At 69.5% G+C, this 12,068-nt stretch carries 12 protein-coding genes; 3 read left to right on the top strand and 9 right to left on the bottom strand.

Annotation, left to right across the window (positions count from 1 at the left end; all coding sequences use genetic code 11):
* Positions 1–1,047 (top strand): L-threonylcarbamoyladenylate synthase, encoded by a 1,047-nt coding sequence (locus tag AT699_RS24220; RefSeq protein ID WP_024070130.1) that lies wholly within the window; start codon positions 1–3, stop codon positions 1,045–1,047.
* Positions 1,048–1,063: 16 nt separating this feature from the next.
* Here AT699_RS24220 and AT699_RS24215 read toward each other — a convergent pair whose 3' ends face one another.
* The 4 genes from AT699_RS24215 to AT699_RS24200 are packed head-to-tail and all read right to left on the bottom strand — an operon-like array spanning position 1,064 to position 4,283.
* On the bottom strand, positions 1,064–1,891 hold the full coding sequence (locus tag AT699_RS24215) for an IclR family transcriptional regulator domain-containing protein (RefSeq protein ID WP_006385550.1): 828 nt from the start codon (positions 1,889–1,891) through the stop codon (positions 1,064–1,066).
* Positions 1,891–2,532, bottom strand: coding sequence for a 3-oxoacid CoA-transferase subunit B (locus tag AT699_RS24210; protein ID WP_006385549.1), 642 nt, complete (start codon positions 2,530–2,532; stop codon positions 1,891–1,893). The genes AT699_RS24215 and AT699_RS24210 overlap by 1 nt, the downstream gene beginning before the upstream one ends.
* 9 nt (positions 2,533–2,541) lie before the next feature.
* Positions 2,542–3,222 (bottom strand): 3-oxoacid CoA-transferase subunit A, encoded by a 681-nt coding sequence (locus tag AT699_RS24205; RefSeq protein ID WP_006385548.1) that lies wholly within the window; start codon positions 3,220–3,222, stop codon positions 2,542–2,544.
* Between the two features lie 44 nt (positions 3,223–3,266).
* Complete coding sequence (locus AT699_RS24200; protein WP_024070129.1) at positions 3,267–4,283, bottom strand: Bug family tripartite tricarboxylate transporter substrate binding protein; 1,017 nt, start codon at positions 4,281–4,283, stop codon at positions 3,267–3,269.
* A gap of 355 nt (positions 4,284–4,638) precedes the next feature.
* Between AT699_RS24200 and AT699_RS24195 the strand changes: the two genes are divergently transcribed.
* Positions 4,639–5,661 (top strand): amino acid ABC transporter substrate-binding protein, encoded by a 1,023-nt coding sequence (locus AT699_RS24195; RefSeq protein WP_006385546.1) that lies wholly within the window; start codon positions 4,639–4,641, stop codon positions 5,659–5,661.
* Positions 5,662–5,889: 228 nt separating this feature from the next.
* On the top strand, positions 5,890–7,446 hold the full coding sequence (locus AT699_RS24190; RefSeq protein WP_006385545.1) for an acetolactate synthase large subunit: 1,557 nt from the start codon (positions 5,890–5,892) through the stop codon (positions 7,444–7,446).
* Between the two features lie 39 nt (positions 7,447–7,485).
* Here the strand turns inward: AT699_RS24190 and AT699_RS24185 are convergent, their stop codons facing one another.
* The 5 genes from AT699_RS24185 to AT699_RS24165 are packed head-to-tail and all read right to left on the bottom strand — an operon-like array spanning position 7,486 to position 12,050.
* Entirely contained in the window at positions 7,486–8,196 is a 711-nt protein-coding gene (locus AT699_RS24185) for an ABC transporter ATP-binding protein (RefSeq protein WP_024070128.1), read from the bottom strand.
* Positions 8,184–8,957, bottom strand: a complete 774-nt coding sequence (locus AT699_RS24180) for an ABC transporter ATP-binding protein (RefSeq protein ID WP_024070127.1) — start codon at positions 8,955–8,957, stop codon at positions 8,184–8,186. Before AT699_RS24180 ends, AT699_RS24185 begins: the two co-directional genes overlap by 13 nt.
* Positions 8,950–9,990 (bottom strand): branched-chain amino acid ABC transporter permease, encoded by a 1,041-nt coding sequence (locus AT699_RS24175; protein WP_024070126.1) that lies wholly within the window; start codon positions 9,988–9,990, stop codon positions 8,950–8,952. Before AT699_RS24175 ends, AT699_RS24180 begins: the two co-directional genes overlap by 8 nt.
* A gap of 2 nt (positions 9,991–9,992) precedes the next feature.
* Complete coding sequence (locus tag AT699_RS24170) at positions 9,993–10,874, bottom strand: branched-chain amino acid ABC transporter permease (RefSeq protein WP_006385541.1); 882 nt, start codon at positions 10,872–10,874, stop codon at positions 9,993–9,995.
* 15 nt (positions 10,875–10,889) lie between these two features.
* Positions 10,890–12,050 (bottom strand): ABC transporter substrate-binding protein, encoded by a 1,161-nt coding sequence (locus tag AT699_RS24165; RefSeq protein ID WP_006385540.1) that lies wholly within the window; start codon positions 12,048–12,050, stop codon positions 10,890–10,892.
* Positions 12,051–12,068 lie beyond the last annotated feature (18 nt).

The following is a 12,068-nucleotide window of genomic DNA, read 5'->3' as shown; positions in this document are numbered from 1 at the left end:
ATGTCCGCTCCGTCCGTCTCCGCCAGCGCCGCGGACATCGCCGACGCCGCCCGGCGCCTGCTGGCCGGCGAGCTGGTCGCGTTCCCGACCGAAACCGTCTACGGCCTGGGCGCGGACGCCGAGAACCCGCGGGCGGTGGGCAGCATCTACGCCGCCAAGGGCCGGCCGTCGAACCACCCGGTGATCGTGCACATCGCGCCGCAGGGCGACCTGTCGTACTGGGCGGCCGAGGTGCCGCCCGAGGCGCGCCTGTTGATCGACGCCTTCTGGCCCGGTCCGCTGACGCTGATCCTCAAGCGCGCGCCGCATATCGCCGACACGGTCAGCGGCGGCCAGGACAGCATCGGCATCCGCTGCCCCTCGCATCCGGTGGCGCAGGCGCTGCTGGCGGCGTTCGCGGCCGGCAAGCCGAACGGGCAGGGCGGCGTGGCCGCGCCGTCGGCCAACAAGTTCGGCCAGGTTTCGCCGACCCGCGCCGACCACGTGCGCGGTGAATTTCCCGACGAGGTCGCGGCCGGCATGCCGGTGCTGGAAGGCGGCGCCTCCGAGGTCGGCATCGAATCCACCATCCTGGACCTGTCGCGCCTGGATCGCGGCGCCGGCCCGGTGCTGCTGCGCCCGGGCCACATCAGCGCGGCGCAGATCGAGGCCGTGCTGGGCGTGCAGGTGTTCGCGCCCGACGCCGCCGCGCCGCGCGCCTCGGGCACGCTGAAGGCGCACTATGCGCCGCGCACCGCGCTGGAACTGGCGTCCGACGCGCGCCTGCAAGCCGCGCTGCAGGGCCGCGGCCTGCCGCCGGGCAAGGTCGTGGTGGTGGCCTACGCACCGCCGCCCGCGGCCTGCGACACGCGCATCCAGTGGCAGCAGGTGCCGGCCGATCCGGCGCGCTATGCCCAGGCGCTGTATGCCTTGCTGCGCGACCTGGATGGCCAGGGCTTCGCGCGCATCATCGTGCAGGCGCCGCCGGACAGCGAGGCCTGGCACGCGGTCAACGACCGCATCGGCCGCGCCGCCGCAGCGTTCACGCTGGATACGACCGACCTCTAGGACGGCGGGCGGCGGCTCAGGCCGCCAGGAATTCCCCGATCCTGGCCACCGCCTGGCGCATCGGCGCCAGGAACTCCCCCGTCAGCCGCTCCAGCGGCACCCGCGCCGCCTTGACGCTGACGTTGACCGCGCCGCAGGCCTTGCCGCTGGCCGAGCGCACCGGCACCGAGATGGCGCGCACATTCAATTCCAGTTCCTGGTCGACCACCGCGTAGTCCTGCTCGCGGATGCGCGCCAGCTCGGCCCGCAGGCGCGCCTCGGTGGTGATGGTGAACTCGGTGTAGGGCTGCAGTTCGATGGCGGCGAAGTAGCGCGCCAGCGCCGGCTCGGACAGCTGCGCCAGCAGCACGCGGCCGATCGACGTGCAGTAGGCCGGCAGCCGGCTGCCCAGCCCCATCGAGGTGGCCAGCAGCCGGTTCACTTCCGAGCGCGCCAGGTACAGCATCTCGTGCCCTTCCATGATGGCCAGCGCGCAGGTCTCGTTGACCGTGGCGCTCAGTTCCTCCAGCACCGGTTGCGCCAGCGAGACGAACGGCGTCGACGAGAAGTAGGCGTAGCCCAGCCCCAGGATGCGCGGGGTCAGGATGTACTGGCGGCCATGCTGTTCGGCGATGCCCAGCAGGATCAGGGTGTGCAGGCAGCGCTGCACCACCGCGCGCGGCAGGCCGGCGCGGCGCGCCAGCTCGGCCGCCGTCTGCGGATGGCGGCGCGTGCCGAAGGCACGGATCACGTGCAGGCCGCGCGCCAGCGTCAGCATGTAGTCGGGATCACCGCGCAGCTGGTCGGGGTGGTCCTCGGGGGCGAGGGGCGCGGCGTAGCCGGGCGGGGGAAGGTTGGGCAGCATCAGCCTGCGCGCAGCGGCGCGCCGGTGCGCGCCTGCAGCGCTGTCAATGTCATGCCGTCGATCATATCCCGGACCCGCAGGCCGTCGGGCGTGACGTCGATCACGGCCAGGTCGGTGTAGATGCGGTCGACCACGCCGGCGCCGGTCAGCGGATAGGTGCAGCGCTCGACGATCTTGGGCGAGCCGTCCTTGCTGTTGTGTTCCATCAGGATGTAGACGCTGCGCGCGCCCACCGCCAGGTCCATGGCTCCGCCCACGGCCGGCGCTTCGCCCGGCTTGTTGAGGGACCAGTTGGCCAGGTCGCCGTTGGCCGCGACCTGCATGCCGCCCATGACGCAGATGTCCAGGTGGCCGCCGCGCATCATGGCGAAGGAATCGGCGTGGTGGAAATAGGCGCCGCCTTCGAGCAGCGTCACCGGCTGCTTGCCGGCGTTGATCAGGTCCAGGTCGATGTCGTCCTCGGCCGGCGGCGGGCCCATGCCGAGAATGCCGTTTTCACTGTGCAGCACGATTTCGCGGCCGGCGGGCAAATGGGCGGCCACCAGCACCGGCATGCCGATGCCCAGGTTGACGTAGCTGCCGTCGGGAATGTCCTGGGCCAGGCGTCGCGCCATGGCTTCGCGGGTAAGGGGAGTGGGCATGGGGATCCTTCAGCTGGAGAACGCGGAGTGGGCCACCTGGGTGACGCGCTTGACGAAGATGCCCGGCGTCACCACGGCCTCGGGCGACAGCTCGCCCAACGCCACCTTGGCGCGCACCTGCACGATGGTGGTCTTCGCGGCCATGCACATGATGGGGCCGAAGTTGCGGGCGCTCTTGCGGTAGGTCAGGTTGCCCCAGCGGTCGGCCAGATCGGCCTTGACCAGGGCGAAGTCGCCGTGCAGCGGCGTCTCGAATACATGGCCGCGGCCATCGATGATGCGGGTTTCCTTGCCGGCGGCCAGTTCGGTGCCGTAGGCCGTGGGGGTGAAGAAGCCGCCCAGGCCGGCGCCGGCGGCACGCAGCCGTTCGGCGATGGTACCCTGCGGCACGCATTCCAGCTCGATGCCGCCGCGCCGGTACAGGTCGTCGAAGACCCACGAATGCGAGGCCTTGGGAAACGAGCAGATCACCTTGCGCACCCGGCCGGCCTTTATCAGGGCCGCCAGGCCGGTCTCGTGGTTGCCTGCGTTGTTGCTGACCACGGTGAGTTCGCGCGCGCCCTGCTCGATCAGGGCGTGCAGCAGTTCGGTGGGCATGCCGGCGCCGCCGAAGCCGCTGACCAGCACGGTGGCGCCGTCGTGGATGTCGGCCACGGCGGCCGCGGGAGTGTCGATGAACTTGTCGATCATGGTTGTTGCTTCCGATGGGGCGCGCGCGGCGCGCCCCGTGTTGCTCAATCCACCGTGATGCGGGCCTGCTGGATGATCCCGGCGTAGCGCGCCGAGTCCTGCCTCATCAGTTCGGCGAACTGCGCGGAGGTGCCGCTGGCCGGCAGGAAGCCGGCATCCAGGAATTTCTGGCGCACGTCCGGTTCCTGCACGATTTCGCTGATCTCGCGCGCCATGCGTTCGATGATCGGCCTGGGCGTGTTGGCCGGCGCCATCAGGCCGGCCCAGGAGCCGGTGACGAAGCCCGGCATGCCGGCCTCTTCCATGGTCGGAATCGACGGCTCGGTGGGCCAGCGCTGCTTGCCGGTGAAGCCCAGCGCCTTCAGGCGGTTCTGCTTGACGTACTGCATCGGCACCAGGATCGGGTCGAACACCATCGACACCCGGCCGCCCAGCAGGTCGGTCAGGATCGGCGCGCTGCCCTTGTAGGCCACGTGCGTCATGGTGATCTTGTTGCGCAGCGCGAAGTCGGCGCCGGTCAGGTGCGCGCTGGAACCGTTGCCGCTGGAGGCATAGGTGAGCTTGTCGGGATGCTTGCGGGCGTATTCCACCAGCTCGGCCACGCTGTTGACGGGCAGGTCCTGCGAGACGAACAGGAACAGCGGCAGGTCGGCCATCTGCGCCACCGGCGTCAGGTCCTCGGGCTTGTAGCCCAGCTTGTAGAGGTGGAAGTTGATGATGTAGGCCGGCAGGATCGACAGGAAGGTGTAGCCGTCCGGGTCGGCCTTGGCCGCGATCGCCGAGCCCACGCTGCTGTTGGCGCCCGGGCGGTTTTCGACAATGATGGTCTGTTTCAGGCGCGGGCCGAGCTTTTCCATCACGATGCGGGTGACGATGTCGGTGGAGCCGCCCGGCGTGTAGGGCACGATGATCTTGATGGGTTTGCTGGGCCAGTCATCCGCCTGGGCGGGGCCGGCGGCCAGGCCGAGGGCGGCCAGGGCGGTGCACAACAGGGTCTTGAGGGCGTGGCGGCGATACCTTGCCGCGGGGCTGCGGAGCTGCGGTTTCCTTGCGAGTGCCATGGATTTGTCTCCTCCATGAATCGGCCGAATGCCGGCGCGCGTCCCGCGGTTTTTGTTGTGGCGCGGCCGGTTTTTCTGTGGGTTGGTGATCGCGCCGTCCAGCGGACAGGGCGCGAAAAAAGTATGGCACGCAGGGCCGCGCCAACCGGGGCGCGCAGCTGCCAATAAAGTTCGATCACCGGACTTCCTGCGCTCGTCCGCATCCATTTGCTACTCGGGTTTCCACTAGGCCGGTGTGCGTTGTTCACGCCGTGGACATGGCGTAATCTGGCGGCCGGCCCGCAAAGCATGGGCTTGGTTTCAGCCGCCGCGGGCCTACAGGCCGGCGCGGGCATCTAATTCAGGAGAAGCAATAATGAAGCGGTTGATTTCGTTTGCTGCCGGCGCGCTTGCCCTGGCGTGCGCATCCCAGGCGGCGGTGGCCGGCCCCACGCTGGATGCGGTCAAGAAGAAGGGTTACGTGCAGTGCGGCCTGACCGACGGCGTTTCGGGCTTCTCGGCCACCAACAGCAAGGGCGAATGGGAAGGCATGGACGTGGACATCTGCCGCGCCGTCGCCGCCGCCGTGTTCGGCGACCCGACCAAGTTCAAGGGCACCGCGCTGTCGACCCAGCAACGCTTCACCGCGCTGCAATCGGGCGAAGTCGACGTGCTGCTGCGCACCGTCACCCTGACGCAGACGCGCGACACCTCGCTGGGCCTGTCGGCCGTGGCGGCCAGCTTCTATGACGGCCAGGGCATCCTGGTGAACAAGAAGCTGGGCGTGAAAAGCGCCAAGGAACTGAACGGCGCCACCGTCTGCGTGCAGCCGGGCACCACCACCGAACTGAACCTGGCCGACTGGTTCCGCGCCAACAATATCGAATTCAAGCCGGTCGTGATCGACAAGGTCACCGAAGTCGTGCGCGCCTTCGAATCGGGCCGTTGCGACGCCTTCACCGACGACGCCTCGCAACTGGCCGCGGTGCGCGCCACGCAGGTCGCCAAGCCGGACGACTACGAGATTCTGCCGGAGCGCTTCTCCAAGGAGCCGCTCGGCCCCATGGTGCGCCAGGGCGACGAGAACTGGCTGGGCATCGTCCGCTGGACGCTGTTCGCTCTGCTGGAAGCCGAGGAATACGGCATCACGCAGAAGAACGTGGACGAGATGCTCAAGAGCAACAACCCCAACATCTCGCGCATCCTGGGCGTGACGCCGGGCGCCGGCAAGAACATGGGCCTGGACGAGAAGTGGGCCTACAACGCCATCAAGGCCGTGGGCAACTACAGCGAAGTGTTCGAGCGCAACGTCGGCAAGGACAGCAAGCTGGGCCTGCAACGCGGCACCAACGCGTTGTGGAGCAAGGGCGGCGCGATGTATCCGTGGCCGATCCGCTGAACGTGACGGCATGAGCCCGGAACGGCCCGCGCAAGCGGGCCGTTCTGTTTTCGGCGCTTGCCGGCGCCGCGGGCGCCCTGGAAATTCCGGCTGCCGGAACCCCTGAAATGGTTCCATGCCGGGCGCCGCAAATGGCTCTAGCCGGTTTGCGTTACCCTCCCTATGATTGCCGGGGAAGGGCGCGCAGCCGCTTGCGCCCGCCCGATACAAAACAACCAGGGAAACACGATGAACGGCGCTGATAGTCTTTGCGATACCCTTCTGGCCAATGATGTGGACGTCTGCTTCGCCAACCCGGGCACGTCCGAGATGCACTTCGTCGCGGCGCTGGATCGCAAACCGAAGATGCGCTGCGTGCTGGGCCTGTTCGAAGGCGTGGTGACGGGCGCGGCCGACGGCTATGCGCGCATGGCCGACAAGCCGGCCGCCACGCTGCTGCACCTGGGCCCGGGCCTGGGCAACGGCCTGGCCAACCTGCACAACGCCAAGCGCGCGCGCACGCCGATGGTCAACATCGTCGGCGACCACGCCACCTATCACGTGCAATACGACGCGCCGCTGACCAGCGACGTCGAAGGCGTGGCGCGCCCCATGTCGCATTGGGTCAAGCGCGGCATGTCGGCCGAATCGATGTCGGCCGACGCCGCCGAGGCCATCGCCGTGGCGCGCCGCCATCCGGGCAACATCGCCACCCTGATCCTGCCGGCCAACTCCGCCTGGACCGAGCTGCCTGCCGACTCCCAGGTGGTCAAGGTGGTCGATGAAGCCGTGCCGCACACCACCATCGAGGCCGTGCGCGCCGCCGCCAAGGCGATCCGTTCCGGCGAAGTCACCACGCTGATGCTGGGCAGCACCGCGCTGCGCCAGCGCGCGCTCGACGCCGCCGGCCGCATCGCGCGCGCCACCGGCGTGCGGCTGCTGTCCGAAACCTCCAACCGCCGCATCGAGCGCGGCGGCGACCGCACGCCGGTGGACCGGCTGCCCTATCCGATCGACCTGGCCGTGGCCAAGCTCAAGGACGTGCGCCACCTGGTGCTGGTCGGCGCCAAGGCGCCGGTGGGCTTTTTCGCCTATCCCGGCAAGCCCAGCCTGCTGGCGCCCGAGGACTGCGAGAAGATCGTGCTGGCCACCGTCGAGCAGGACCTGGCGCACGCGCTGGAATGGCTGGCCGATGAACTGGGCATCGCCGCCGACGCGCCGCGCCTGGCGGCGCCCGCGCCGGCCTACGAGGTGCCGGCCAGCGGCAAGCTGACCGGCGCCGCCGTCAACATCCTGGTGGCGCACCACCTGCCCGACAACGCCATCGTCTGCGACGAGTCCATCACCCAGGGCCGTGAATTCCCGATCTACAGCGCCAGCAGCGCGCCGCACGACTGGCTGATGCTGACCGGCGGCGCCATCGGCATCGGCCTGCCGCTGGCGGCCGGCGCGGCGGTGGCCTGCCCGGACCGCAAGGTCATCACCCTGCAGGCCGATGGCAGCGGCATGTACACCTTGCAGGCGCTGTGGACGCAGGCGCGCGAAAACCTGGACTGCCTGACGGTGATCCTGGCCAACCGTTCCTACGCCACGCTGCACGGCGAGATGAAGAACGTGGGCGTGCAGGAGCCGGGCCGCAACGCGCGCCGCATGCTCGACCTGGAAGAGCCGTACCTGGACTGGACTCACCTGGCGCGCGGCATGGGCGTGGAGGCGGTCAGCGTCGATACCGTGGAAGGCTTTGCCCGCGCCTTGCAGGACGGCCTGAAGCGCCGCGGCCCGTTCCTGATCGAAGCGCTGATCTGACGCTTTTGCCCCGCACTGCAAGGAGCAGGCGCGGGGCGATCAGACGCCCAGGTAGCGCGTCAGTTGTTCCGGCGCGGCGGCCAGCGCCGCGCTGTCGCCGTCCCGCACGATCAATCCCTTTTCCATCACCAGGCAGCGGTCGGTGTGCGCCAGCACGGCGCGGTAGTTGCGGTCGACGATCAGCGTCGACATGCCGGTGGCGCGGATCTGCCGGATGATCCTCCAGATCTCGGCCACGATCAGCGGCGCCAGGCCCTCGGTGGCTTCATCCAGGATCAGCAGGTCGGGGTTGGTCATCAATGCCCGGCCGATCGCCAGCATCTGCTGTTCGCCGCCCGACAGCTGCTGGCCGCCATGGCCCAGCCGTTCCGTCAGGCGCGGGAAGGTCTCCAGCACCCGCGCATAGGTCCAGTCGCGCCGTCCCTGTTCGCCGGCGCGCGCCGCCACCAGCAGGTTCTCGCGCACGCTCAGGTTGGGGAAGATGCCGCGGCCCTCGGGCACGTAGGCCACGCCCATCTGCGCGATGGCGTGCGGCCGGGCGCGGGTGCAGTCGGCGCCGCGCACCGCCACGCGGCCCTGCGCGCTGCGCACCTGGCCGACCAGGCTGCGGATCAGCGTGGTCTTGCCCATGCCGTTGCGGCCCACCAGTCCGACGGACTCGCCGGCGCCGATGCGCAGGCCGACGCCGCGCAGCACGTGGCTGGCGCCGTAGTACACGTGCAGGCCGTCGGCCTCGATCAGTGCGCGCATGTGAAGTCTCCGTCCAGGTCTTCGCCCAGGTAGGCGGTGCGCACCTCGGCATTGGCGCGGATCCGCGCTGGATCGCCGCTGGCGATGCTGCTGCCGTTGACCATCACGGTGATGGTGTCGGCGATGCGGAACACCGCGTCCATGTCGTGCTCCACCAGCAGGATGGCGTGGCTGGCCTTGAGTGTCTGCAGCAGCGCCAGGATGCGGTCGGTTTCCTCCGGGCCCATGCCGGCCAGCGGTTCGTCCAGCAGCAGCACCTGCGGTTCGCCGGCCAGGCACATGGCGATCTCGAGCTGGCGCTTGCGGCCATGCGGCAGCAGGCCCGCCGGCCGCGCGGCGTCGGCCGCCAGGCCGGTGCGCTCCAGCGCCTGCGCGGCCAGGTCGGCGCTGACCGCGCAGGCCGAGGCCGGCCGCCACCAGTGCCAGAAGCGCTGGCGCCGCGCCTGCGCCGCCAGCCGGCAGTTCTCGAACACGCTCAGTTCGGGAAACAGGGTCGAGCGCTGGTAGCTTCGGCCCAGGCCGGCGCGGGCGCGCTCGGGCTGGCCCCAGGCGGTGATGTCGCGCCCGCCCAGCGACACCTGGCCGCTGCTGGGCGCCAGTTCGCCGGACAGGATGTTGATCAGGGTCGACTTGCCCGCGCCATTGGTGCCGATGACGGCATGCACTTCGCCGCGTCGCAACGCCAGCGACACGCCGTTGACGGCGGTCAGGCCGCCGAAGCGCCGGGTGACCGCGTCGGCGGTCAGCAGGGGATCAGGCATGAGGCTCTCCTTGGATCGGCAGGGGCAGCGGTTTGGCGGCGGGCGATGCGGCAGGCGCGTTCGGGGCGTGGCGCGCGCGACGCCGGCGCCACTGCGCCGGCAGGCCGGCCAGCCCGTCGGGCAGCAGCGCCACCAGCGCGATGATGGCCAGGCCCAGCGGCAGGTGCCAATGGCGCGCGTAGTCGCCGAACAGCGCCTGCGACTGGAACAGTTCCTGCAACAGCACCAGCGTGGCCGTGCCCAGTACCGCGCCGCCCAGGCTGCCCATGCCGCCCAGGATCACCATCAGCAGCACCAGCCCCGACTGTTCCCAGGCCAGCAGCTCGGGCGTGACGAAGCCGTCCTTGAGCGCGAACAGGAAGCCGGCCAGGCCGGCCAGCGCGGCGCCGATGACGTAGGCCGCCAGTTTGTAGGGATAGGTGGAATAGCCGGCCGCCCGCATGCGCTGTTCGTTGATGCGGATGCCGGCCAGCGCCGCGCCGAACGGCGAGCGCCGCAGCAGGGCCAGGAAGCCCCAGGTCAGCGCCAGGCAGGCCAGCACGAAGAAGTAGTAGGCGTTGCCCTGGTCCAGGTCGAACGGCAGCCAGCCGCCGATCTCGGCCCGCGGCCGGAAATACAGGTAGATGCCGTCGCTGCCGCCGCCGACCTTGGTGTCATGGAACACGTAGTACGCCATCTGCGCGAAGGCCAGCGTCACCATGATGAAGTACACGCCGCGCGTGCGCAGCGCCAGCGCGCCGGTCAGCGCGGCGTAGGCGGCCGCGGCCAGCAGCGCCGCCGGCAGCAGCCACCACAGGCTGGCCGCTTCCGAGGACGGCGACAGCAGCGCGGCGGCATAGGCGCCGATGCCGAAGAACGCCGCATGGCCCAGGCTGACCAGCCCCGCGCCGCCCACCAGCAATTGCAGGCTGAGCGCGAACACCGCGTAGATCATGATCTTCACGGCCAGGCCGGTGTAGTAGTCGCTGCCGCTCCAGGCGAAGGCGGCCAGCGCCAGCAGGGTCGCGACGGGCAGGAGTCGATTCACATTCATGGTCAGCCCTGTTTGAACAGCCCTTCGGGCTTGCACAGCAGAATCGCGGCCATCAGCACGTACACCAGCACGCCCGCCGCGGCGGGGAACAGCACCTGGCCGAAGGTCTCGACCACGCCCACCAGCATCGCCGCCAGGAACGCGCCGCGGATCGAGCCGATGCCGCCGATCACCACCACCACGAAACAGATGATCAGCACGCCGTTGCCCATGCCGGGATATACGGACGACACCGGCGCGGCGATGCTGCCGGCCAGCGCCGCCAGCGCCACGCCGGCGGCGAACACCAGCCGGTACAGCTTGTTGACGTCGATGCCCAGCGACCCGGTCATCTCGCGGTTGCTGGCGCCGGCGCGCAGCATCATGCCCAGCCGCGTGCGCGCGATGACCCAATACAGCAGCAGCGCCACCGCGATGCCCACCGCCGAGATGAACAGCCGGTACACCGGGTAGGTCATCACGTCGCCCAGCGCGATGCTGCCCTGCAGCCAGGACGGCAGCGGCACGCCGTGCACGTCGTTGCCCACCAGGATGCTGCGCAGTTCCTCGAACACCAGGATCAGGCCGTAGGTCATCAGCACCTGCTGCAGGTGGTTGCGGCGGTACAGGTAGCTGAAGAACGCCGCCTCCAGCAGATAGCCGAGCGCGGCCGCGGCCAGCACGCACACCGCCAGGGTGGCGACGAAGCCGCCGCCGAGCCAGCGGTCCACCGCCGGCCCCAGCGCGAACGCCATGTAGGCGCCGATCATGTAGAAGCTGCCGTGCGCCAGGTTGATGATCCCCATGATGCCGAAGATCAGCGTGAGCCCGCTGGCCACCAGGAACAGCAACAAGCCGTACTGGAAGGCGTTCAGGCTCTGGATGAGCAGGATGCCGAGGTCCATGGGGACTCTCCGGTCCTAGAGCTTGCAGCCGCGGGCCGGGTCGGCCAGCTTGCGCACGGCCACGTCGACCACCTTGTTCTCCAGGCCGTCGACGCGGCGCAGGTAGATGTCCTGCACCGGGTTGCCGGCCTTGGACAGCGTGAATGCGCCGCGCGGGCTGTCGACCGTGGCGCCGCGCATGGCTTCGCGGAATTCGGCCTTCTTGCCGAAGTCGCCCTTGACCGCTGCCAGCCCCGACTGCATCAGTTGCGCGGCGTCGTAGCCTTGCACCGCGTATACGTCAGGCTGCATGTTGTAGGTCTTGCCGTAGTCGGCGCGGAAGGCGTTGTCGCGCGGCGTGTTCAGGCCGTCGGCATAGTGCAGCGTGGTCAGCAGCCCCTGTGCCGACGCGCCCTGCGCCTGCAGCGTGCCGTCGGTGAGAAAGCCCGAGCCGTACAGCGGGATGGTCTTGTCCAGTCCCGCGGCGTGATAGTCCTGCACGAATTTCACCGCGCCGCCGCCGGCGAAGAAAGTGAACACCATATCGGGCTTGAGCGCGGCGATCTCGGTCAGGAGCGACTGGAATTCGACGTTGGGGAAGGGCAGGCTCAGTTCCTTGACCACCTTGCCGCCGGCCTGCTCGAAGCCTTCCTTGAAGCCGCCGATGGCCTCGTCGCCGGCCGCGTACTTCCAGGTGATGGTGACCGCCGTCTTGTGGCCGCGCGCCTTGGCCACCGGGCCCATGGCGTAGGCCGGCTGCCAGTTGGTGAACGAGGTGCGGAAGATGCCGGGGCCGCACAGCGGGCCGGTGATGGCGTTGGCGCCGGCGTTGGTCACGATCAGGGTGGTGTCGGCGTCCTTGGCGGCCTTGGCCAGCGCCATCGCCACGCCCGAGTGCACGGTGCCGATCAGCACGTCGACCTGGTCGCGCTTGATCAGGCGGTTGGCGTTCTCGGCGGCCTTGGACGGATTGGATTCGTCGTCCACCTTGAAGTATTCGATTTCGCGCCCGCCGAGCTTGCCGCCCTGCTCGGCCACATACAGCTTGAAGCCGTTCTCGATGGCGTTGCCGAGCGCGGCGTAGGTGCCGCTGTAGGGCAGCATGAAACCGACTTTGAGCTTGTCGGCGGCCAGGGCGCCGCTTGCGGCCAGCATCAGCGCCGCGCCTAGCGCGGCCCGGGTCAGGGCGTGGGTCATGGTGGTGTCTCCGTGCTT

The organism is Achromobacter xylosoxidans, from assembly GCF_001457475.1.
Taxonomy (GTDB): domain Bacteria; phylum Pseudomonadota; class Gammaproteobacteria; order Burkholderiales; family Burkholderiaceae_B; genus Achromobacter; species Achromobacter xylosoxidans.
This window is presented reverse-complemented; position numbering and strand designations above follow the sequence as displayed.